Origin of the sequence: Cupriavidus oxalaticus, from assembly GCF_038900635.1 — a bacterium.
In the GTDB taxonomy this organism is placed as follows: domain Bacteria; phylum Pseudomonadota; class Gammaproteobacteria; order Burkholderiales; family Burkholderiaceae; genus Cupriavidus; species Cupriavidus oxalaticus_B.
Genome location: NZ_JAYMRX010000011.1, coordinates 25,523 through 48,948, shown reverse-complemented (window position 1 = coordinate 48,948; position 23,426 = coordinate 25,523). Strand labels below are relative to the sequence as shown.

General features: G+C 65.0%; 19 protein-coding genes. 16 read left to right on the top strand and 3 right to left on the bottom strand.

The genetic code is table 11. The features are described 5' to 3' along the window. The first annotated feature begins 12 nt into the window (after window positions 1–12). The 7 genes from VSR71_RS18490 (at window position 13) to VSR71_RS18460 (ending at window position 7,476) form a co-directional block, all read left to right on the top strand. Window positions 13–915 (top strand): LysR family transcriptional regulator, encoded by a 903-nt coding sequence (locus VSR71_RS18490; protein ID WP_342915299.1) that lies wholly within the window; start codon window positions 13–15, stop codon window positions 913–915. Between the two features lie 83 nt (window positions 916–998). Further along, on the top strand, window positions 999–1,628 hold the full coding sequence (locus tag VSR71_RS18485) for a helix-turn-helix transcriptional regulator (RefSeq protein WP_342915298.1): 630 nt from the start codon (window positions 999–1,001) through the stop codon (window positions 1,626–1,628). Then, on the top strand, window positions 1,618–2,589 hold the full coding sequence (locus tag VSR71_RS18480) for an ornithine cyclodeaminase family protein (RefSeq protein ID WP_342915297.1): 972 nt from the start codon (window positions 1,618–1,620) through the stop codon (window positions 2,587–2,589). The genes VSR71_RS18485 and VSR71_RS18480 overlap by 11 nt, the downstream gene beginning before the upstream one ends. A 177-nt stretch (window positions 2,590–2,766) precedes the next feature. After that, window positions 2,767–3,750: a tripartite tricarboxylate transporter substrate binding protein gene (locus tag VSR71_RS18475; RefSeq protein ID WP_342915296.1), complete on the top strand. Its 984-nt coding sequence runs from the start codon at window positions 2,767–2,769 to the stop codon at window positions 3,748–3,750. Further along, on the top strand, window positions 3,705–5,303 hold the full coding sequence (locus tag VSR71_RS18470) for a M81 family metallopeptidase (RefSeq protein ID WP_342915295.1): 1,599 nt from the start codon (window positions 3,705–3,707) through the stop codon (window positions 5,301–5,303). The genes VSR71_RS18475 and VSR71_RS18470 overlap by 46 nt, the downstream gene beginning before the upstream one ends. Before the next feature lie 32 nt (window positions 5,304–5,335). Continuing rightward, the gene (locus tag VSR71_RS18465) at window positions 5,336–6,472 is read left to right on the top strand and encodes a DSD1 family PLP-dependent enzyme (protein WP_342915435.1); all 1,137 of its coding nucleotides are present in this window, start codon (window positions 5,336–5,338) and stop codon (window positions 6,470–6,472) included. A gap of 146 nt (window positions 6,473–6,618) precedes the next feature. Beyond that, window positions 6,619–7,476: a MurR/RpiR family transcriptional regulator gene (locus VSR71_RS18460; protein ID WP_342915294.1), complete on the top strand. Its 858-nt coding sequence runs from the start codon at window positions 6,619–6,621 to the stop codon at window positions 7,474–7,476. Here the strand turns inward: VSR71_RS18460 and VSR71_RS18455 are convergent. Continuing rightward, entirely contained in the window at window positions 7,463–8,311 is an 849-nt protein-coding gene (locus VSR71_RS18455; RefSeq protein WP_342915293.1) for an HAD-IIA family hydrolase, read from the bottom strand. The genes VSR71_RS18460 and VSR71_RS18455 overlap by 14 nt on opposite strands. A 350-nt stretch (window positions 8,312–8,661) precedes the next feature. On the opposite strand from VSR71_RS18455, the gene VSR71_RS18450 reads away from it, so the two are divergent. The 8 genes from VSR71_RS18450 to VSR71_RS18415 all read left to right on the top strand — a co-directional run bounded on the left by VSR71_RS18450 (window position 8,662) and on the right by VSR71_RS18415 (window position 17,047). Then, on the top strand, window positions 8,662–10,812 hold the full coding sequence (locus tag VSR71_RS18450) for a phosphocholine-specific phospholipase C (protein ID WP_342915292.1): 2,151 nt from the start codon (window positions 8,662–8,664) through the stop codon (window positions 10,810–10,812). A gap of 114 nt (window positions 10,813–10,926) precedes the next feature. Next, window positions 10,927–11,874 carry a phosphate/phosphite/phosphonate ABC transporter substrate-binding protein gene (locus VSR71_RS18445; protein ID WP_342915291.1) on the top strand — a complete coding sequence of 316 codons (948 nt, stop codon included), beginning with the start codon at window positions 10,927–10,929 and terminating at the stop codon, window positions 11,872–11,874. Window positions 11,875–11,969: 95 nt separating this feature from the next. Then, window positions 11,970–12,737 (top strand): phosphonate ABC transporter ATP-binding protein, encoded by a 768-nt coding sequence (gene phnC, locus VSR71_RS18440; RefSeq protein WP_342915290.1) that lies wholly within the window; start codon window positions 11,970–11,972, stop codon window positions 12,735–12,737. Between the two features lie 22 nt (window positions 12,738–12,759). Further along, window positions 12,760–13,782, top strand: a complete 1,023-nt coding sequence (gene phnE, locus VSR71_RS18435) for a phosphonate ABC transporter, permease protein PhnE (protein ID WP_342915289.1) — start codon at window positions 12,760–12,762, stop codon at window positions 13,780–13,782. Window positions 13,783–13,800: 18 nt separating this feature from the next. Beyond that, window positions 13,801–13,968 carry a tripartite tricarboxylate transporter substrate-binding protein gene (locus tag VSR71_RS18430; protein WP_342915288.1) on the top strand — a complete coding sequence of 56 codons (168 nt, stop codon included), beginning with the start codon at window positions 13,801–13,803 and terminating at the stop codon, window positions 13,966–13,968. A gap of 86 nt (window positions 13,969–14,054) precedes the next feature. Next, window positions 14,055–15,656, top strand: coding sequence for a gamma-glutamyltransferase family protein (locus VSR71_RS18425; protein ID WP_342915287.1), 1,602 nt, complete (start codon window positions 14,055–14,057; stop codon window positions 15,654–15,656). Window positions 15,657–15,831: 175 nt separating this feature from the next. Continuing rightward, window positions 15,832–16,503, top strand: coding sequence for a c-type cytochrome (locus tag VSR71_RS18420; protein ID WP_342915286.1), 672 nt, complete (start codon window positions 15,832–15,834; stop codon window positions 16,501–16,503). Window positions 16,504–16,831: 328 nt separating this feature from the next. Continuing rightward, window positions 16,832–17,047 carry a hypothetical protein gene (locus VSR71_RS18415; protein WP_342915285.1) on the top strand — a complete coding sequence of 72 codons (216 nt, stop codon included), beginning with the start codon at window positions 16,832–16,834 and terminating at the stop codon, window positions 17,045–17,047. A gap of 1 nt (window position 17,048) precedes the next feature. Here VSR71_RS18415 and VSR71_RS18410 read toward each other — a convergent pair whose 3' ends face one another. Both VSR71_RS18410 and VSR71_RS18405 read right to left on the bottom strand, forming a co-directional pair. Continuing rightward, window positions 17,049–18,455, bottom strand: coding sequence for a heavy metal sensor histidine kinase (locus tag VSR71_RS18410; RefSeq protein ID WP_342915284.1), 1,407 nt, complete (start codon window positions 18,453–18,455; stop codon window positions 17,049–17,051). Then, on the bottom strand, window positions 18,452–19,126 hold the full coding sequence (locus VSR71_RS18405; protein WP_342915283.1) for a heavy metal response regulator transcription factor: 675 nt from the start codon (window positions 19,124–19,126) through the stop codon (window positions 18,452–18,454). Before VSR71_RS18405 ends, VSR71_RS18410 begins: the two co-directional genes overlap by 4 nt. Window positions 19,127–19,553: 427 nt before the next feature. Between VSR71_RS18405 and VSR71_RS18400 the strand changes: the two genes are divergently transcribed. Next, the gene (locus tag VSR71_RS18400) at window positions 19,554–22,961 is read left to right on the top strand and encodes an adenylate/guanylate cyclase domain-containing protein (protein ID WP_342915282.1); all 3,408 of its coding nucleotides are present in this window, start codon (window positions 19,554–19,556) and stop codon (window positions 22,959–22,961) included. The last annotated feature ends 465 nt before the right edge of the window (window positions 22,962–23,426 follow it).

The following is a 23,426-nucleotide window of genomic DNA, read 5'->3' as shown; positions in this document are numbered from 1 at the left end:
ACCTTTTATGCCATGCCCGCCTTCACCCGCACCGAGCTTGCCGATCTCAATGTGTTCGTCACCATCTGCCGCCGCCGCAGTTTCCGCCAGGCGGCGGTCGAACTGGGGGTGTCGACGTCAGCGCTGAGCCACGCCATGCGCAATCTCGAAGCGCGGCTGGGTGTGAAGCTGCTCAATCGCACCAGCCGCTCGGTCGTGCCGACCGCGGCCGGCAGCGCGCTGGCGGAACAGCTTGACCAGGGCTTTGCGACCATCGGCGCGGCAATCGACCAGCTTGATCGCTACCGCACCTCGCCGGTCGGCCGCCTGCGCATCAATGTGCCGCGTGACGCGTCACGCCTGCTGATCGGTCCAATCCTGCCCGCTTTCACCTCCGCGTATCCGGAAATACAGCTCGACATCACGGTCGACGATCGGCTGATCGACATCATTGCCGACGGTTACGACGCCGGCATTCGCTATGGCGACACGGTCGCGCGCGACATGATCGCAGTGCCGCTGACGCCACCGTTGCGCTGGGTAATCGTCGGCGCTCCCGCATACCTGGCGCGGCACGGGCGGCCGGCGCAGCCAGCCGACCTGATGCGCCACGCGTGCGTCCGCATTCGCATCGGCGACAACTCGCTGTATCGGTGGGAGCTTGGCAACGGACGCCGCGCACTCGAACTCGACGTACCTGGCCCGGTCAGCGCCAACGAGACGGACACTGCCGTCGATGCCGCGCTGAATGGCGTCGGGCTCGCGTACTGCCTCGAACGCCGCGTGGCCGACGACATCGCCGCCGGCCGCCTTGAAGTGGTGCTGCCGAAATGGGCAGTCGCCGGTCCACCGATGGTGATGTACTACCCAAGCCGGCGGCAGACGCTGCCCGGCCTGCGGCAACTGATCGACATGATCCGCGCGGCCAACACCTGAACCGGCGACGGGCGCACGCGTGCGCCATGACAACTGGATTTCTTTGCCTTGACGAATCGTCTAACACTGGATATTCTGTCCATATGACGAAACGAACCAAGGAGCAGCAAGCGCTGCTCGATCAACTCGAGCAAGTGGCGCAGGGTCTCGGCGAGACGCTGGCGCCGTTTTGCGAGGTGGTTGTCCACGACCTCCTGCACCCTGAGCACGCCATCCTGGCGATCCACAACAATCTGTCCGGTCGGCAGCCCGGGGATCCCGCCACCGAACTCGGTCTGGCCCGTATTGCCGATCCGCAATATCAGCAGGTGATCGCGAACTATGCGAACCAGTTTGCCGATGGCCGCCAAGCGAAAAGCACGTCCATTGGCATCAAGGATTCCAGCGGACGATATATCGCGGCCTTGTGCCTGAATGTGGACCTGACCCTTTTCCGCGGTTTGCAGAGCATGCTGGGACAATTTGGCAGCGTTGGCGCTGCCGCGGGTGTTACCGAATCGCTCGATCCGATCAGCGCGGACGGTATCAGGGAGCGCATCGACCAGTTTGCGGCGCGGCTTGCAACCACGCCTCGTTCGCTGAAGGCGACCGAGCGGCGTACACTGATACGCGAACTCAAGGAAGCGGGCTGCATGGAGGTGCGCCGGGCGATGGAGATCGTCGCGATGCACCTGGGCGTATCGCGGGCAACGGTGTACAGCGATGCCAAGTGACGCCCGCCTGCTGCTCCTCGACAAGAACGAGGTCGAGGCACTGCTGCTGCCTGACGATGTCATGCAAGCCGTGCGCGAGGCCTTCGTGCTGCATAGCCAGGGAGATGGCCGTGTTTTCCCCGTGGTGCGCGAGCCGCTCGCGACCGGCGGTGTATTCGGCATCAAGTCGGGCGATGTGCAGGCGCAAGGCTTGCTCGGCTTCAAGGCCGCGGGATTCTGGCCGGACAACCGCCGGCTGGGTGGCGAGCCGCACCAGGCCACGATCATGCTGATCGATCCCGCTACCGGTCGGCCGGTCTGCATCATCGACGGCAATGCGGTCACCACCATGCGCACCGGAGCCGCGGGTGGCCTGGGGCTGAGGCAGCTTGCGCGAGCGGACAGTACCCGCTTGTGCCTGTTCGGCACCGGTGTGCAGGCGCGCGTGCAGCTGAGCTTTGCGCTGCAGCTATTGCCGGCACTGTGCCAGGTCCGCTATGCCACCGCGGACGGCAAGCCCGACCCAGCGTTTGAAGCGCACTTCGCGCACCGCTGCGACGTCTTGCATGCCGACGACCGCAATGTTGCGGTGGCCGAGAGCGATGTCGTGATCACCGCAACACCGGGCGGCGGTGCATTGTTTGAAGCGGAGTCGGTACAACCCGGTACGCATCTGAATTGCGTCGGCGCCGACACAAAGGGCAAGCGCGAGCTGCCACAGGGCCTGCTGGAGCGGGTGCGTCTTTTTGTCGACGACCGGGCGCAGGCGCGCCAGATCGGTGAAACCCAGTGGGCTCCCGATACGCCGTGCACCGAACTAGGCGATCTATTGACCGGAAAGGCAGCCGTGGACCGGCACCCGACCGACATCACGGTATTCGACATGACTGGTCTTGCCTTGCAGGACCTGACCGTCGCACGCCTGCTCCATCAGCGCGCTGGCGCGGCCCGCGTGGGCTCCAGCATCGCGTGGTCCTGGTAATGCGCGCATCGGAGTCTGCACTATGTAGGACCACATTGCTTTCGACGATCTCACCGCAGCCGCTACGCGGCTTCGGCGCCTTGCCTACCGCGTGCCAATGATGCGATTCCGGACGGTCAAGGACCCCCATTCCTTCCCTATCGTCTTTTTTGTCTTTGATTTTCCGGAGATTGTTTCATGCGCCCCACCACTGCCTTCACGGCTCTCGCACTGATTGCCGCCTGTAGCTTCACTGCGCCTGCCCGCGCCGCCGACAACGCCTGGCCGCAAAAGCCGGTGACCGTCATTGTTGCTTCCGCAGCCGGCGGATCGGCCGACGTATTGACCCGCGTCGTGCTGACGCACCTCGCCAAAGAGACCAACGCCAACTTTGTCGTCGACAATCGTCCGGGCGCCGCCGGCAACATCGGCATGGCCCAGGTCAAGCGCGCTGCGCCGGACGGGTACACGCTGGGCTACGGCAACATCAACACGCTAGCCATCAACCCGGCCCTGTTTAACAAGCTGCCCTACGATGTGCACCACGACTTCGTGCCTGTGGGCCGCATGTTCTCCATCTACAACCTGCTGGTTGTCCGTGCCGACTCCCCGGTCAAAAGCGTTGGCGAGCTGCTCGCACTGGCGAAGAAGTCGCCCGGCAAGCTCTCATACGCGGCTGCCGGCACCGGCAGCAGCGGCCATATGGGCGGCGAACTGCTCAAGAAGATGGCCGGCATCGACGTGCTGTTCATCCCGTACAACGGAGACCCGGCGTCGCTGACCGACCTCGCCGGCGGGCGGCTCGACTACACCATTACCAATGCATCGGTGGCATGGCCGCTGGTCAAGAGCGGCAAGCTGCGCGCGCTGGCGATCACCAGCCGCGAACGCATTGCGCTGTACCCCGACGTGCCGACGCTCCATGAGTCGGGTCTGAAGGGGTATGAGAACGTCTCGTGGGGTGGCCTGGTGTTTCCCAAGGGCACGCCGCAGCCGATCGTCGATAAGGTCGGCACGGCACTGGAAAAGGTGCTGAAGTCCGACAGCTTGCGCCAGGACCTGTCCAATGCCAACGCGGTCGCGGCCACGGGCAACCGCAACGACTTCATCCGCTTTATCGCCAGCGAGCAGAAGAAATGGGCGGACCTGGTCGAAACCGCGAAGATCCCCAAGCAGAACTGAGCATGCCGCCGACCATGTCCCCCCCCCGCATCGCGATGCTTGGCTTTGCCATCGAATCCAACCGTTTTGCTCCAGTGTCCACACGGGCCGACTTTGTCGACCGAGCTTACCTGGCCGGCAGTGCGCTGCTGGCGGATGCCCGCGCCGCCGCACCCGCGATGACACCGGAGATCCCGGCCTTTGTCCGCCACATGGATGCCAACGGCCCGTGGACGCCGGTGCCGATTCTCTTCGCCAATGCTGAATCGGGCGGCCCCGTCGATCACGACTTCTTCATGGAGACGCTTGCCATTTTCGAGCGGGGACTGCGCGCCGCCTTGCCGCTGGACGCCGTCTACATCTGCGAGCACGGTGCCGCCATCACCACCGAAGAGGATGATCCCGATGGCCTGGTCTTCGAGAGGGTGAGGTCCATCGTGGGGCCGTCGGTGCCGGTCGTCGCGACCGTCGACCTACACGCCAATGTGTCCGATCGCATGGTCGACGCGGTGGACACGCTCATTTCCTATCGCCGCAATCCGCATACCGACATGGCCGAACGCGGCACCGAGGCGGCCCACATACTGATTGAGCTGATGCAAGGCGCGCGCTTCTGCGTCGCCCATGTGCGCATGCCCGTCTGTGCGCCGCCGACCCAGTTGTTGACCGCGCCCGGAACCGGGCCTTACGCCGACATGATCCGGCAAGCGGAAGCGCTGGACGATCCGCGCATCGTCAATGTTTCGGTAGTAGGCGGCTTTGCCTTCGGCGATACACCCAAGAATGGCCTGACGGTGATTGTCTCGACGCGCGGCGATGCCGGGCTCGCCCGGCAGACCGCCGAGGCGCTGGTGATGCCAGCCTGGATCGGGCGCGCCGCCTTCACCCCCGAGCTGACGTCTGTTGACGAGGCGGTCGCGCTGGCCAAGGCCGCGGGCGAGGACCACGCGCTGCCGCCCGTACTGCTGGCCGATGTGGCGGACAACCCCGGCGGCGGCGGGCGCGGCAATACCCCTTTCCTGCTGCAGGCGTTATTGCGCGCAGGCGTGCGCGATGCCGCGCTGGGCGTGGTCACCGATCCCCAGCTCAGCGCGCAGGCCCACGCCCTCGGCGTGGGCGCCGAGTTCACCGCCCATTTCAACCGCGGCGAAAGCACCGCATACTCCGAAGCCTTCAGCGCGCCGGCCACGGTGTTGCGGCTGCATTCGGGCCAATGCGTGGGACGCCGGGGGCAGCTGGCAGGATGCAGCTTCAACCTGGGCCCGTCGGCGCTCCTGCGCGTGGGAGGCGTGCAGGTCGTGGTGATCACCAACCGCCATCAATGCCACGAGCCCGTTTTCTTCGAGATGTTCGGCATCGATATCGCAGCGGCACGCACGGTGGTGGTGAAATCGCGCGGTCATTTCCGCGCCGCATTCGACGAGTTCTTCGGCCCCGAACAGATCTTCAGCGTCGACGCCCCGGGCCTGACCTCGCCGGTACTGTCCCGCTTCGACTTCCGGCGCCTGCCCCGGCCCGTTGTTCCCCTGGACGCCATCACAGAGTGGACGCCGCGCATCCGCCTGTTGAGCTGATCGCTCCCCACCCATCGCCCATCCGGTCCGACATGCACACTACTCTCGACACCCTCGATACACCCGCAGCCGTCATCGACGTCGCGCGCATGCAGCACAACATCGATCGGATGCAGCAACGCATGAACGCGCTCGGCGTGCGCTTCCGGCCCCACGTCAAGACCTCCAAGTGCACGCCGGTAGTGCGTGCCCAGCTCGCCGCCGGCGCAAACGGCATCACAGTCTCCACGCTCAAGGAAGCTGAGTACTTTTTCGCCGAGGGCGTCACCGACATCCTCTATGCCGTTGGCATGGCAGCGCACCGGCTGCCGCAGGCGCTGGCATTGCGCCGGCGCGGCTGCGACCTAAAGCTCTTGACCGACAGCGTGGCCTCGGCCGAGGCGATCGCAGAATTCGGGCGCGCGAATGGTGAGGTGTTCGAGGTGCTGATCGAGATCGACACGGACGGCCACCGCTCCGGCATCTGGCCTGAGGATCCTGCGCTGCTGGATGTCGGCCGCGCCCTGCACGATGGGGGCATGCGCCTTGGTGGCGTGCTGACCCACGCTGGATCGAGCTACGAGCTAGATCATCCTGAAGCCTTGAGTGCCTTGGCCGAGCAGGAACGTGCCGGCTGCGTGCGCGCGGCCGAGCGCCTACGGGCCGCGCAGCTCCCATGCTCGATGGTCAGCATCGGCTCGACCCCGACGGCACTTTCCGCGGCGCAGCTCGATGGCGTCACCGAGGTGCGGGCCGGCGTCTATGTGCTGTTTGACCTGGTGATGAGCAACGTGGGCGTCTGTACCGCCGATGACATCGCCCTCAGCGTACTGACCACGGTGATCGGCCATCAGCGCGACAAGGGCTGGGCCATTGTCGACGCAGGGTGGATGGCGATGAGCCGCGATCGCGGCACGCAGAAGCAGAATCGGGACTATGGCTATGGGCAGGTCTGCACCATCGACGGCGCAGTGCTGCCAGGCTACGTGCTCAGCGGCGCCAACCAGGAGCACGGCATCGTGTCGCGCGAAGGCGCGCCCGATGCAGACATCGCCGCGCGATTCCCGGTTGGCACGCGGCTGCGCATCCTTCCCAACCATGCGTGTGCGACCGGTGCACAGTTCCCCGAGTATCGGGCGCTTTCCGGTGACGGCCAATTGGCGGCCTGGGCGCGTTTCCATGGCTGGTGAGCCGAGCCAGTACTCCCCCGTGGGTCTGCCGATAGCGTGCGGGGTTCTTCTACAATGGCGAGCACCGGTCCGCAGCAACGGACGTCCAGAGAAGAATTTCCATGCCAGCCGACAAGAAGAAAGCCGCCAGGAAGCCCGCCGCCAGCATGCCGCAGAATGCGCTGAGCGCCATCGTGACGCGTATTGCCAGCATCCGCGACACGCTGGGGGCCACCGGGCAGCGGATTGTGGACTTCATCGCGAGCCATCCCGAGGAGGTGGTCCATATGTCAGTCAGTGAAGTGGCAGATCGCACCGGCGCCAGCGAGGGGAGCGTGGTGGGCGTATGCAAGACGCTTGGTGCGACAGGCTTTCAGCAGCTGAAGATCGCGCTCGCGCAGGAGATCGTGCGGCCGGTACAACTGATCCACGAAGACCTGGAGCCCAGCGACAATGCCGCCACGGTGGTGCGCAAGATTTTCCAGAGCAACGTGCAGACGCTGCACGAGACGCAGTCGGCCCTCGATGTCGGCGCGCTCGAGCGCGCGGTGCGCATCCTGAAGAAGGCAAAGCGCATCGAGATCTATGGCATCGGGAGCGCGGCCCCCATCGCGGAGGACGCGCATTACCGCATGCTCCGTATCGGCCTCAACGCTAAAGCCGTGGTCGATTCGCATGTGCAGGTCATCAGCGCATCGCTGACCGGACCGGATGTCGCGGTACTGACGATTTCCCATTCCGGCAGCACGCATGAGACCGTAACGGCGACGCGGCTGGCCAAGGAAGCCGGCGCGCACACCGTCTGCATCACCAACTTTGGAAAATCGCCGCTCCAGGCTTTCTCCGACGTGGTGCTGCTGACCATGGCGCGCGAAACGCAGTTCCGCACGGAGGCCATGACCAGCCGCCTGGCGCAGCTGGCGATCATCGATGTGTTGATCGCCTGCCTGTCCCTCGCCGACTACGAGCACGCGGTCAAGACGATTCGCCACACCTTCGAGATACTGTCGCTCAAACGCTATTGAGCTTGAAGTGCAGCGCCTTGCGGCCGGAACACCATGTGTCCAGCAGCTGCCCCGGCGTCTCCGCCTCAGCACCAGGTGCCGTGCCAAGGAGTAGAAATGACATGCCCAGCGCGATAGCGCCCATGGCGTCGGTCGCCGGATTATCGCCGATCATCAGCGCCTGCCCCGGTCTAGCCCGCAAGCGCCGCAGCCCTTCCTGGAACAGGACGGCGGAAGGCTTGCCGATGATGCACTCCGGCCGCACCCCGGCACAGGCCGTCAGCGCAGCCAGTAGCGTACCGGTTTCGGGCACACATGTGCCATTGTCGCCCGGATGGCTGAGGTCGGGATTGGTGACGGCCAGCCGGGCGCCGGCGCGCAGCACGTTCACCGCCAGCGAAAGCTTGTCGTAGTCGAAGTGCGGGTCGCGCGCGAGCAGCACCACCTCTGGATCTCGCTCCACCAGCCTGCAGCCCATCCGCTTCGCATAGCGGCGTAGTGCGGGGCTGCCCAGCAACAACACACGCGCATCGGGAGAGGTGCGCCACAGCCAGTTCACGGTCATTTCCCCGGCGAGAATCAACTGCGCCGGCGCAACCGACAGGCCCATGCGGCGCAGCTTGCGCGCCAGCCCCCCCGCCGTGTCGGTCGAGTTGTTTGACACGATGGCGTAACGGCCGTGCAACGCGTCAAGTAGTGCGGCCGCACCCGGCAGGGCCCCACCGTCGCGGATCAGCGTGCCGTCGAGGTCGAGAAGGTAACGCCATGGCGCCGCGCGCCAAGGTGGCAGCTCCGCCTGTGCAATGTCGGCCTCGGCCGGACGTTGGTCGGAAAGGCATAGCTTGGTGATCGTCATGCATGCATCCATCAGCATTGAATTTTTCTCATTTTACATTATCTTTTTATTGAGCATTGTTCATTCAATTGTCATGTGGCGTGCCTAGGATTCGTGTAGCCCCATCCCCACCACGCGACACGGAACCTCCATGACTCCCCTTCGAACGAGATGTCTCGCTGTACTGGCTGGCGTTGTACTGAGCTCGGCGCTGGCCGGCTGCGGTGGCGGAGAAGACTCCGCATCCACGGCAACGTCACAGCAACTTTCATCGGCACAAGCGAACCAGCAGAAAAAGCCGGCGGACACGCTGCGCTGCGCCCCCTGAGCCTCTGTTGATCTCCTCCCCCCATCGCCCACAGGTCAGCCACATGCAATCCAACGACAGACGCAACTTCCTCCGCGCCGCCAGCCAGGCCATGGGTGCCGCCGCCGCGCTCACGGTGCTGCCGCCGAGCATCCGCCGCGCGCTCGCCGTGCCCGCCGCCGTAGAGACGGGCACCATCCAGGACGTCAAGCACATCGTCATCCTGATGCAAGAGAACCGTGCCTTCAATCACTACTTCGGCACCATGAAAGGGGTGCGGGGCTTCGGTGACCGCTTCCCGATCCCGCTCGAAAGCGGCAAGCCGGTCTGGTACCAGTCGGACGGCACCAGGGAGATTCCGCCCTTTCACCTGGATAAGCAGACCATGAACGCGCTGCTGGTCCCGAGCACGCCGCACTCGTTCTCGGATGCGCAGGCGGCCTGGAACCAGGGCAAGTTCGGCATGTGGCCCAAGTACAAGAAGCCCTACTCGATGGGCTACTACAAGCGCGACGACATCCCCTTCCAGTTCGCGCTGGCCGAAGCTTTCACGATCTGCGACGCCTATCACTGCTCCATCACCACGGGCACCGATCCCAACCGCATCGTTTTCTTCTCGGGTTCCAACTTCAATCCGGACCTGCGCGCGCAAGGCATCAACAGCACCGATACGGACGCCGAGCCGAACAACCTGCGCTGCTGGATTAAGGGGGCGCTGCCGACGCCGGGCTACACCTATGCCGGCTCGTCGTTCCGGTGGCCCACGTTGCAGGACGTGCTGCAGAAAGCAGGGGTTAGCTGGCGTATCTACCAAAATCCGAACGACAACTGGACCGGCGCCATGCACGGCGGCCTGGCCTTCGATTCGTTCCGCACGGCGCAGCCGGAATCGCCGCTGTACAAGGAAGGCATGAGCCTGTGGACCATCGAGGACCTGCAGCGCGACGTGATGAACGGCACGCTGCCCGAGGTGGTGTGGGTGCTGCCGACCAAGCTGCAGTCGGAACACCCGGGCGCGCCGTCTAGCCCGCAGCACGGCGGCAATTTCACGGCCCAGGTGCTGAACGCGCTGACCTCGAACCCGGACGTCTGGAGCAAGACCGTGTTCTTCCAGACCTTCGACGAAAACGATGGGCTGTTCGATCACCTACCGCCGCCGGCCGTGCCCTCCTACAACCTGGATGGCACGCTCGCCGGCAAATCGACGCTGCCGCTGGAAGGCGAGTACTTCTCCGACCCGGCACGCAAGTACCTGCATCCCGAAGACACCATCAGCGGCGTCGTCCGCCCGTGGGGACTGGGACCACGCGTGCCGATGTACGTGGTATCGCCATGGAGCAAGGGCGGCTGGGTCAATTCGCAAACCTTCGATCACACGTCGGTGGGGCTGTTCCTCGAACAGCGCTTTGGCATTACCATTCCCGCCATCAGCCCCTGGCACCGCGCGGTCTGCGGCGACCTCACCTCGGCCTTCGACTTCGCCACGCCCAACGACCCGAAGTTCCCGGCACTGCCCGACACCAGCGACTACGCGATCATCGAAGCGCAGCAGAAGTCCATGCCCGCGCCGACGCCGCCCGCCACGCCGCAGCCGCTGTTCCAGGAAACCGGCACCCGCTTCTCGCGCGCGCTGCCCTATGAGCTGCACACCAGCGCGCGCGTCGACAGCGCGGGCCGCAGCGTGACGCTGCTGTTCGCCAACAGCGGCACGCAGGGCGCGGTGTTCCATGTCTACGACAAGCTGCACCTGGACCGTATCCCGCGACGCTACACCGTGGAAGCGGACAAGACTTTGTCGGACGCGTGGGACGTGGTCGCGGACAACGGCAAGTACGACCTGTGGGTGCTCGGGCCCAACGGCTTCGTCCGGCATTTCACCGGCACGGTGGCCGCCAGCGGCGCGCAGCCGGAGTGCCAGGTCTGCTACGACCCGAAGAATGGTCAGTTGTACCTGCACATGCGCAACACCGGCAACGCCCCGTGCACCGTGACGGTAAAGGCCAACGCGTACCGGAATGATGGCCCATGGACGCTGACCGTACCCCCGGGCGGCGAGGTCGTGGAAGAGCGCTGGTCGCTGGAACGGAGCGCGCGTTGGTATGACTTCAGCGTGGTGCGCACGGACGACGCGAGCTACCTGCGGCGCTTTGCCGGCCGTCTCGAAACCGGCAAGGACAGCGTCAGCGATCCGGCCATGGCCATGCCTGTCGCGTGATTTCCGGCGCTTAATGACTTTTTGACTTGAGCGGATGGCCTGCCTTGGTGCAGGCCGCTTATCCATTCGCCGCCATCGGCGGCGGCTATACCACCGAGAGAAGGACCTATCACCATGTACCGCAGATTTTGCATCCGGACCATCACGGCCATCGTATTGGCCTGCGCCGGCCTGGCCGGCAGCGCGACCGTATTCGCGCAGGCGCAGCACGACGGCAGCGCGGCCAGCCCGTTGCGCGTCGTGCTGATTCCGGCCGACGGCGGCACCGAGGACGGCACGAAGAAGGATTTCGAGCCCATCTTCGGCGCCATCAGCCAGGCCACGGGACTGAAATTCGATATCAAGATCGGACAAAGCTACGGCGCCGTGGTCGAAGCAATGTGCAGCGGCGCCGCCGATATCGCATGGTATGGCGCCGCCAGCTATCTCCAGGCGCGCGCCCGCGGCTGCGCGGAATTGCTCGCGCTCGCCGTGCGCGACGGCCAGTCGGTGTACTACTCTGGCATCTTTGCCCGCGCCGATGCCGGCATCTCGCGGATCAGTGACCTGAAGGGCAAGAAGATCGCGCTGGGCGATGTCAACTCGACGTCGAGCTTCAATGTGCCCGTGGCGATGATGCTGTCGTCCGGCATCCGGCCGGCCAGCGACGCCGCCGCGATCAGCATGGCCGGCAGCCACGCCAATGTGCTCAAGGCGCTGGCCGAGGGCCTGGTCGATGCCGGTGGTGCTTCGTTCGACTCCTTCGAGAAAGCGGCCAACGCGAAGGCCATCGACCCCGCCAGGATCAAGGTGGTGGCGAAAAGCGCGCCGATCCCCTACCCTCCGCTGGCCATGCATCCGAAACTGAGCGACGGCGTCAAGGCGAGGCTGCGCGACGCTTTCAACAACATCAATAAGCTGCCGGGCATCAGCAAAGACCAGATCCGCGGCTATGGCGGCAGCAAGGTCGACGGCTATACCTCCAAGGTGAGCGAAACCGACATGGCGGCCGCGGGCAAGATGTTCGACCTGGTGACCGACCAGGTCAAGACCGACATCATCAGGAAGGCCAGCGCGCGTTAAGCGCCGACTGCGTACCGACTGCGTTCCGTTTGCGCATGCTGGCCCCGATGGCGGCGCGATGCCGCCGCTCCTATTCCTCCAAGCAGCAGTCTCCCATGATTCATTTCCATAGTGTGTCCAAGGTCTGGCCCGACGGTACGGCGGCCTTGTCGGACATCAGCCTGTCGGTACCGCGCGGACAATTCTGCGTGGTGCTCGGCCCCTCGGGGGCGGGCAAATCGACGCTGCTGCGTGCCGTCAATGGCCTGATGCGGCCGAGCACCGGGCGCGTCGCCATCGACGGCATCGAGCTGACCCGCGCCACCGAGCGCCAGCTGCGTTGCCGCATTGCCATGATCCATCAGCATTTCAACCTGACCGCGCGCATGACCGTGGCGCGCAACGTGCTGGCCGGCCTGCTGCCGACGGTATCGACGGCGCGCGCGCTGCTGGGCTGGTTCGCACCCGAACATCGCGCGCGCGCGTGCGCGCTGCTTGCCGGCGTGGGCCTGGACCCGGCGCACCTGCGCCGCCGCGCCGGCGAACTCTCTGGCGGGCAACAGCAGCGCGTAGGCATCGCGCGCGCCTTCATGCTCGACCCCGAAGTGATCCTGGCCGACGAACCGGTCGCCAGCCTCGACCCGCGCATCTCGCGCGACATCCTGACCCTGATCCGGGACGCCGCGCGTGCGCGCAACAGCGCGGTGCTGTGCAGCCTGCACCAGCTTGAGCTGGCGCGCGAGTTCGGCGACCGCATCGTCGGCATGCGCGGCGGCCGCATCGTATTCGACGGAACCCCTGCCGACTTCACCGACGAGGTGGTCGAGCGCTTGTATGGGGACGTAAGCTGGGAAGACGCGGTCTCGCTGCCGATAGCCGCTTGATGGACGCTAGAAGGACACCACGATGAACAAACCTGCCCTGATGCCAATGCCCGGCGCGCAAGCCGGCTGGAAACTCGATCCGCCTTATACCGCCCGCCATCTGCTGATCGCACTCGCTTTGCTGGCGGCCTTGCTCTACACCGGACAGCGAACCGAGATGGACCGCATGCTCGCCATGACGGGCCAGGCCGTGGGCAACCTGCTTGGGCTGAGCCCCGACTCGCAGGTGGTGCGCGGCCTGGGTCGGGTAGCCCAGTCGATGTGGCCACCGGCGCTTGGCGAAAGGGAAGAAGTGGCGCGCCTGCCCGGGCTCGATCGCCAGCGCTTGCCGATGTTCTCCCATATTGAAGTCCAGGAGAATCGCGAGCAGCACCTCAACCCGCAATCGCTGCAATGGGAAACGAAGCTGGAGCGTACCGAGTACCTGGTCAGGCCAGCCGGCTACCTGTGGACCGTATTCGTGAAGATGGTGCAGACCGTCGAGATCGCCATTTGGGGCACCTTGCTGTCGGTGCTGCTCTCGATACCGCTGGCCTACCTCGCCGCGCGCAACTACACGCCGAACCGGTTCACCTACACGCTCGCGCGCGGCGCGATCAGCCTGTTGCGCTCGGCGCCGGAACTGATCGTCGCACTGTTCCTGGTCCTGGCCTATGGCTTCGGCCCGATCGCCGGCGTGCTGGCGCTGAGCCTGCATGCGGCGGGTTTTCTTGGCAAGTTCTATGCCGAGGATATCGAGAACGCCGACAACAAACCCCAGGAGGCATTGGAAGCGATCGGCGCGGGCAAGCTCAAGACGCTGTGGTATGGGGTTTTGCCGCAGGTGCTGCCGCAATACACGGCCTACACCCTATACATCCTGGATCGCAACGTGCGCATGGCGACGGTGATCGGGCTGGTCGGCGCGGGCGGCATCGGTCAGGAACTCAAGGGCCGCTTCGACATGTTCCAGTACGGCCATGTTGCGACCATCCTGATCGCGATTTTCATCGTGGTGTTCCTGCTCGACCAGTTCTCGGCGCGCGTGCGTGCGAAGCTGATGTAAGGCCCGGACCAGTCACGGGTGGCCTCCGAGAAGCGCCTCGGTTCGCTGCCGCAGGCGCAGACCATGGGCGAGGCCGGTATCCAGGACTTCCTTGCCGACAACCTGATCGGCCTGGTCGCGCCCAAGGGCCCGCCGCCGGAGGTCATGAACAAGCTGGCCATAGCCGCCAAGGTCAAGATCGACTGACGCGGCCGACCGGCTCTCCTATCTTGCTTGTCTCCCTGCAAGAGTGGCGCTTGCCGCCGCTCCCCATTGATTCCTTTCCCAACGACATGAACGCATTCTGGAACTTCCCCTATCGCTCAAAACGCGTACCGGTGCTGGCCGACAACGTGATCGCAACCTCCCAGCCACTCGCGGCGGCGGCGGGGCTGCGCATGCTGGCGCGCGGGGGCAATGCCGTCGACGCGGCGCTTGCCACAGCGATCGCACTGACGGTGGTCGAACCTTGCATGAACGGCATCGGCGGCGATGCGTTCGCGCTGATATGGGACGGCGAGACGCTGCATGGACTCAATGCGTCGGGGCGGGCGCCTCGCGCCTGGACGCCGGACTCGTTCTCGCACCATGCGGCAATGCCGTACAAGGGCTGGGACAGCGTGACCGTGCCCGGCGCTGTCTCGGGCTGGCGCGCCGCCTGGGAGAGGTTTGGCTCCTTGCCGTTCGAAGACCTGTTCGAACCAGCACTGGAATATGCGCGCAACGGTTTCGTGATGTCGCCGACCGTGCACCGGCAATGGCAGGCGCAGATCGACGTGCTGCGCGGGCAGCCGGGCTTTACCGAGGCCTTCGCGCCGCGCGGCCGCGCACCGCAGCCCGGCGAACGCTTTACCTGCCCCGGCCAGGCCGACACGCTGACCCGTATCGCGCGCAGCATGGGCGACGACTTTTACCACGGTGAACTGGCCAGCAAGATCGCCGCGCATGCGCGCGCCACCGGTGGCCGCCTGGACGAGGCCGACCTGGCCGCCCACCGCGCCAATTGGGTGGACCCGATCCGCATGGCCTATCGCGATGTCGAACTTGTCGAGATCGGGCCAAACGGCCAGGGCATCGGCGCACTGATGGCGCTGGGCATGCTGGAGCATTGGGATATCGCGGGCGCCGGCGTGGACTCGGCGCGCGCCACGCATCTGCAGATCGAGGCGATGAAGCTCGCCTTCGCCGACCTCCAGGCCTATGTCGGCGATGCCGACGCGATGGCCGCCACCACGGGCATCACCGCGGCCGACCTGCTCGATCCGGCCTACCTGGCAGCGCGCGCCCGCGCCATCGATCCGGAGCGGGCCTCACAGCCGGGCCCAGGCAAGCCGCATAGCGGCGGCACCGTCTACATGACGGTGGCCGACCGCAGCGGCATGATGGTGTCGTTCATCCAGTCCAACTTCAAGGGCTTCGGCTCGGGTGTGGTGGTACCCGGCACCGGCATTGCGCTGCATAACCGCGGCTGGGGTTTCACGCTGCAGCCTGGCCATCCGAACCAGGTGGGCCCCGGCAAGCGGCCGTTCCACACCATCATTCCGGGCTTCCTGATGCGCGGCGGCAACCCACTCGCCGCCTTCGGCGTGATGGGCGGTTCGATGCAGGCGCAAGGCCACGTGCAGATGACCAGCCGCCTGGCCGACTTCGGCCAGAACCCGCAGGCGGCCTGCGACGCGCCGCGCTGGCGCGTGATGGACGACAACCACGGCGTGGCCCTGGAAGCGCAATGCCCTCCGGCCACCGTCGAGGCGTTGCGGGCGATGGGACACCCGGTGGAAGTGGCGGCGCCGGACAGCATGGAGTTTGGCGCCGCCCAACTGGCGATGCGGCTGGACGAGGGCTACGCGGCGGCGTCGGACCATCGCAAGGATGGGTATCCGATGGGCTTCTAAACTAACCTGCTGAGTTGAAAGGGAAATCAATCGATGGATCGGGCGCCGTCCCGTACCGGGAGCAAGAATGACGCTTTTATCATGACAATTTCGTAGTTGTCTCAGCAACTCATTTGTCAGTATCGGTCCGGCATAGTCCTGCCGAATCATTGTCCGGGCAACGCCTACCAGGAGGATGCTCATGACCGGCCACTACCCTCCCAGATTGCGACGCAGCCGCTTGCGGCTTGGTTTGCTGGCGCTCATCGCTGTTTCCGGCGTCTGTCATGCGCAATCCGCGGTCACGGCGACGGATCCTGCTCCCAGTGCGCTAGCGCCCTCCCTTGCCAGCTGTGTCTCGTGCCATGGGGTCTTGGGAGCCGGTACGGTAGCTGGCGCACCAAGGCTCGCGGGAATGAATCCGGACTATCTTGCGCATGCACTATCCATGTTCAAGGCAGGAACCCGTGCGAGTGCCGTCATGCAAAGTGTTGCACATGATCTCTCTGACAGCGAGATACGCAGCCTCGCGGTGTACTTTTCAACCCAGCATCCTCCGCGGGTGGAGGGGGCACACCCACCTCCGCCCGATCTGGTGATGGCCGGCAAGCGATTAGCCGAGCTAGGAGCGGCGCCGAACGTTCCCGCTTGCTTCACCTGCCATGCGGCCGGTGGAAAAGGCAACGGCGCGCGCTATCCGAGCATTGCCGGTGCACCGGCGGCATTTGTCATCAACCGCCTCCATGAATTCCAGGCCCGCGCGAAGGCGGGAACGCCAGAGCCGGGAACAATGACGGCAGTGGCGGCCACGCTGAACGAACGGCAGATCGAAGAGGCTGCAGCTTACCTGTCGGTGGTTGATCCCTGAGGCGACGGGCACGCGTTAGAGGCATGGGCCAGCATCGGGAATCTCGCACCACATCTGGTGAAATACTGGGGGAGGAGGATTCGACCACATCGTTTCAGACCTGACTCGTCTGATTGCCGGCGGGCCCAAGCGCCGTAGCGGGTGCAGCCCCCGGGTGAGCAGTGGCATGCCATAGCCCTGAACCTGATACGCGACGGCATCGCTTCACAGTAGCTCACGGAGGCTTTCAACCCTGTCATCAAGCAGCAATGCTTTGGTTGGCATCGGATACATACACTGCTTTGCACGGCGCGACGATCCGCGCCGCACAAATCAACCGGAGAGTGTCATGATGCCTACCCGCCGAATCCTTATTGCCGCCCTGCTGCTCACGGTACTGGGCTCCGCAGCGCCCTTTGCCTCAGCCACCGATCAACCCGGCGACGCCAACGGAACCAGCAGCACCGACCAGGTCCACCGCCAGCGCGACCCTTTCACGGACGGCGCCGACCACAACGCGCGCGATCCATACTTCGATGGCGCCCACCTGCCGGCGCAAGGCTGAGTCATTGGCCCGGATCCGCGCGGCCCGGAAAAATCAGCCGGAAGCAGGTCTCCTGCCCCGGTGTCGATTCCGCCTGCGCGGTGCCATGATGCAGATCCATGATGGTCTTGACGATGGCAAGCCCGATGCCTGATGACTCGCCGGAGTTGGCCCGGGCGGGGTCCGCACGGAAAAACCGCTCGAACAGCTTCGGCAAATGCTCCGCAGCAATGCCCGGGCCCGGGTTCGATACCTCGATCCGCACCTGCGTGCCCACCTCGCGCGCCCACAGTCGCACCTGTGTGCCGGTGGGCGCGTAGCGAACGGCATTGGAGATCAGGTTGCCGACGGCGCGCCGCAGCAGCACGGGATCCGCATAGACCTGGCCCTGGGCATCGACGAGAATGGTGACCCCCCGGGCGTCCGCCAGCAACTCGAAATAGTCCGCCTGCCGCTCCAGCTCAGTGGCAAGGTCCAGCACCGCGTAGTGCACCGCCACGCGCGCGTTGTCGGCCCGGGCCAGGAACAGCATATTCTCGATCATCCGTCCAAGGCGTTCGTATTCTTCCACGTTTGACACGAGGAGTGCCTGGTATTCCTCCACCGACCGGTCGCTGGCAAGCGCCACTTGCGTCTGTCCGAGCAGGTTGTTAATCGGCGTGCGGAAGTCGTGCGCCAGGTCCGCGGAGAACTGCGACAAGCGCTCGTAGCGCTCGCGCAGCCGCTCGATCATGTGCTGCAACGCCAGCGCCAGCTCATTAAGTTCCACGGGAAGCAGCGACGGATCGACGGGTACCGCTCCGCTGGTAAACGTCACGGCCCGGGTGCCGGCGGCGATGCGACGCAATGGCGCCATGCCGGTGCGCAGGGCGGCATAGCCAAGCACGCCCGCGGCCAGGGCACCGAGGCACGTCGCCAAGACCAGCTTCCAACGGTAGGCGCGCAACAGTGCCATGCGCGACGCTGCAACCTGGTAGACCGTGACTTGCACCGGCAGCGGCTGCGCGCCGGCGTGCGCGAGCATCGAGATGCCGCGTACAGGCAGTCCGTCGGCGCCGCTCCATGCGCGAATCGATGCCGGCCCGATCGGCGCTCCCGGCGGCAGCACCGGCGCTTCGGGCGGCACGCCCGGCTCTGCACCCGCTGCTACCAGCGGCGTGCCGTCGGGCGCGCTGGCGAGCAAGCCATACTCGGCATTGCCGGCGACCACGCCGCCGAGCTTGCTCCACCCCTCGGCGTTGCTCGATCCGGTCTCGGCCAGTTCGGCGCGGGCGCGGGCGGCCTTGCGCAGAAGTTCCGCGTCGTCCCGCTCGACGATCTGCATGGCCAGCGCATGATATAGGTATAGCCCGACCCCGGCAAAGGCCCCCCCCGCAATCAGCGCAAAGGCCAGCGCGAGCCGCGCGGTGAGCGAGCCGGCTGACTTCACGACTGGCGCGCTTCGAGGACGTAGCCGATGCCGCGCACGCTGTGGATCAGCTTCGGCGCGAAATGGTCATCCATCTTGGCACGCAGCCGCCGGACGGCAACATCGACCACGTTGGTGTCGCTGTCGAAGTTCATGTCCCACACGTGTGAAGCGATCTGGGTACGGCTCAGTACCTCGCCATGCCGCCGCGCAAGAAAGTGCAGCAGCGCGAATTCACGCGGCGTCAGGTCGACGCGCTGCCCGCCACGGGTAACGCGGTGGCGAATCAGGTCTACTTCCAGGTCTGCGATCTCTATCCGGTCGGCTTCGCGCGAGGGCCCTCGCCGCAGCAATGTGCGCACGCGTGCCAGCAACTCCACGAACGCAAACGGCTTGGCCAGGTAGTCGTCGCCGCCAAGCTCCAGGCCGCGCACCCGGTCCTCCAGGTCGTCGCGGGCGGTGAGGAACAATACCGGCGTGTCTTTGTGCTCGCGCAGTTGCCTGAGCAGGTCCCAGCCGTTCATCCCGGGTAGCATGACGTCGAGGATGATCAGGTCATAGGCATGCTCCATGGCCTGATGCAGTCCATCGGCACCCGTTACCGCGACGTCCACCACGAAGGCCGATTCCGTCAGGCCTTTGCGCAGGTACGCCGCCGTCTTGGGCTCGTCTTCCACCACCAGGATCTTCATTGCCTTGCGCCCCCCTGCTGCTGCCGTCTGGATTGCAGGCAGTGATCATATCCCGGCGCACCCTGCGCGGAATGACAAGACTGTAATCGTTCTGAGCGTATTGGATAGCCCCGTGCCGGGGTGCAGGGAATAAACTGCTCGTCCTGCGCGAAGTCCCAGGGCCAGGCCGGCCGACGCGGGCCCGATGACTGGGCGAACAGCCGCATCGCGCGCGATACCCGAGAAGCGCATGTATGGAGCGTTACGGGACATGTGGCACAGGCCAAGGAGGCGGCCGAGGCCCTCCGCATGGAAAGTGCGCGTTCGATCTCACGCAATCCATTTCGACGCCCTGGCACTCTTCCAATCGATCGAATTTTGCGTCAACTGATTGCCCGCAGATGCTGGTTAGGCGTTTAATCTGAAGAAGGTGCGCAAGTGAGGTTGTATGCGCTGCTCGAACTGCGGATTAGAGAATTCAGCCGGAGCCAAATTCTGCGAGGGGTGCGGAGCCGGGCTGGTACGCGTGTATCCGCGCTGCGGCCAGGATTCGGGTCCGGCCGCCAAATTCTGCAATCAATGTGGTGCGCCCTTGGGCGCCTGTTCGCAAGCGTCGCCCGCCGCCCCCGTTCAGTACACCCCTCCCTATCTGGCCGAGCGCATCCTGGCCGAGCAGGCTGCCCTGGAAGCGCGGGGTGACGACACATCCGGCGAACGCAAGACCATCACCGTCCTGTTCGCCGACATGGCCGGCTCGACGGCGTTGATACACAACCTGGACCCGGAAGAAGTCGACCGCCTGATCGCCCCCGTCGTCGCCCTGATGATGGAGGCCGTGCACCACTACGAGGGCTACGTGGCAAAGTCGCTGGGCGACGGAATCCTGGCCCTGTTCGGCGCCCCCATCGCCCATGAGGACCATCCTCAGCGGGCGCTGTATGCAGCGCTCCGCATGCAGGAAGCAATCCGACGCCACAGTAATCGGATACGTCTGGAGCGAGGCATCCCGCTGCAGATCCGGGTGGGCATCCACACGGGTGAGGTAGTGGTGCGCTGGATTCGCAAGGACGACCTGCACACGGACTACGAACCGGTTGGGCACACGACCCATATCGCCTCCCGGATGGAAACGATTGCCGCGCCCTCGTCCATCCTGGTAAGCGCGTCAACCCATAAGCTGGCCGAAGGGTATTTCGAGTTCAAGACCCTGGGCGACACCGAGGTCAAAGGCATCCCCGAGCCGCTCACTGTCTATGAGCTACTTGGCCTGGGGCCACTGCGCACGCGCCTGCAAGTGGCCGAGCGTCGTGGCCTGGCCCGATTTGTGGGGCGCCAGCCCGAACTGGAGCAGTTGCACCGGGCGCTGGACCAAGCCAGGGCAGGACACGGGCAGATCGTCGGGGTATTGGGGGAAGCCGGGGTCGGGAAGTCGCGGCTGTTCCATGAATTCAAAGAGCGCTCGCATCGAGGCTGTCTTGTGCTCGAAACCGCTTCGATTTCGCATGGCAAGTCTTTTGCCTATTTGCCCCTGATTGAGCTCTTGAAGAACTATTTCCAGATCACCGCCCAAGACGACGACCAACGGTGCCGGGAAAAAGTCATGGGCAAGGTGCTGACGCTCGAGCGCAGTCTGGAAGACCTTTTGCCCTACCTGCTGTATCTACTGGGCATCGGCGAGCCGGATTCGGCACTGCCGAGCATGGACCCGCTCATCCGGCGGCAGCGCACGTTCGAGGCCATCATGCGCCTGCTAGCGCGCGAGAGCCTCAATCAGCCCATTGAGCTCCTGTTCGAGGACCTGCAATGGCTGGACAGCGACACGGCGGCCTTCTTGAGGTTCCTCGTCGACTCCATGACAAGTGCCCGGATCCTCCTCCTACTGAACTACCGGCCCGAGTACAAGCATGACCTGGACCGCAAAAGCTACTATACCCAGCTGCGGCTCGATCCTCTGGGCCCCGCGGAAGCCCAGGACATACTCAGCGTCCTGCTGGGGGACGATCCTGGACTGAGGCCCGTCAAGCAGCTCATCCTAGAGAAGACCGAGTGCAATCCCTTCTTCATGGAGGAGGTCGTCCAGACCCTGGCCGAGGAGAAAGCGCTGCTCGGCGAGCCCGGAGGTTACCGGATCGAGACGACGCCGACCGCGTTTCGCATCCCGACCACCGTGCAGGGCGTGCTTGCCGCTCGCATGGATCGGCTCCCCGGTGAGGAGAAGGGGCTGCTGCAGACCCTGGCCGTGGTCGGCACGGAATCTCCCTGGAGCCTGATGCAGGCGGTCGCCGGCCGGCCTGAAGGCGAACTGCGCCGCCTGTTGTCGCGCCTGGAGGCCGCCGAGTTTATCTACGAGCGGCCCGCGTTCCCGGAGGTGGAATACGCGTTCAAGCATGCACTGACGCAGGAGGTTGCCAAGAACTCGATGCTCACAGAACAGCGCTGCGTGCTGCATGAACGCACCGCGCAGGCCATCGAGGCGTTGTATCCTACCCAGCTCAAGGAGTACTGCAGCGAGCTTGCCCACCATTACAGCCAGAGCGGCAACGTTCCGAAAGCTGTGGAGTATCTGCACTCTGCGGGGAAACAGGCCCTCCAGCGTTCCGCCAGTCTCGAAGCGATCCGGCACCTCGGCTTGGCGCTGGAACTGCTCAAGCGCCTGCCCGACGCGCCCGAACGCTCCGAGCAGGAGCTCGCACTGCAGCTTGCCATCGGCCCGGCCCTGATGGCCGCTCGAGGTTATGCCGCCCAGGAGGTGGAGACGACCTACACTCGCGCGCTGGCGCTGTGCGATCAGGTCGGGGAAGCTTCGCAACTGTTCCCGGCGCTCCTAGGACTGCGGACCTATTATCAGTTGCGCGCAGAGTACGCTATCGCACGCGAGCTAGGTGAGCGGCTGCTCCGCATAGCGCGGAACACGCAGGACTCGGCGTTGCTGGTGGAAGCACATAGTGCACTGGGAGCGACCCTGTACTTCCAAGGTGACCTCGCCACAGCTCGTGCCCACCACGAGCAGGCGCTCGCGCTCTACTGGCCCGGGCTGCACCAAACCCGTGCTTTTGCTTCCGGGCTGGATCCGGGCATCCGTAGCCTGACCTTTGTGGCCTGGATCCTGTGGTATCAGGGCCATGCCGATCAGGCCGGCAAGCGGGGCCAGGATGCGCTTGCCCTGGCCCGGAAGATGTCTCACCCATTTAGTCTGGTTCACTGCCTGGTCTTTATGGCAGAGCTTCATCAGTTTCGGCGTGACGCGCGGCAGACCCGGGAGGCGGCCGAGGCCGCCATGGCGCTCTCAACCGAACAGGGATTTCCGTTCTGGCTGGCATGGGCGCCCATCCTCCGCGGCTGGGCGGTGGCCGTGCAGGGGAACAGCGAGGAGGGAATCGCCCAGATCCGCCAGGGTCTTGCCGCCTACCGGGCGACGGGGGCTGAGCGGGAGCGCTCGTATTTCCTGGCCCTGCTGGCCGAATGCTACGGGAACGCGGGGCAGGCGCACGCGGGGCTGAACGTGCTGGACGAGGCGTTGGGCATCGTCGATAGGACCGGGGAGCGCTTCTATGAAGCGGAATTGCGCAGGCTTAAAGGGGAGTTGATGCTCCTTGCGTCCGGCATGGAAGGCGCCCCCTCCGCGAATGTTGGGGAAGCCGAGGCGTGTTTTCACAAGGCAATCGCGGTATCTCGTCACCAGGGTGCGAAGTCGCTGGAGCTGCGCGCAACACTGAGCCTGGCTCGACTATGGCAACGACAGGAAAAGGCAGAAGCAGCCCGGCAGCACTTGGCTCAGATCTATGGCGCGTTCGCGGAAGGCTTCGACACCACTGACTTGCCGCTGGCGCGGGCGCTGCTCGACGAACTGCCGTAAGGGCGCGCGTCATTGGCCGTGATCGACCTGGAGCCTTACTGCCGCTTTTGCCGTCAGTCGCGGAATGATCTCTCGGCAGCCCGATCCCGGCCTCTATTCAAGCGATAGCAGTGATCCTGATAGCGCTGGCGCTTCTCATCGCAGCACAGCACCAGCGCGTGCTCGGGTGGCGACGTGAAGTGATTGCGGACGGCTACCCCGCACGCCGTCCGCAATCCAGTGATAGACAGTGCCGTTCCGTTTGCCGCTTATAGCTGCCACACAGCAATAGGGATGCCGACGCCATGCAAGCGGCGCCTCGATTCAACGAGATACAACTCGCACGATCAAAGTTCGATTCACGCATTGCGGGACACAGTATCCGCAAGACGCCTTTTGCCGGGAAGTGGCATTTGATGACAACTGGCATGCCCAGCTTCAGCCACCGTTACATCAGGATCGTATTGGATGTCTGCCCAGTCGGGC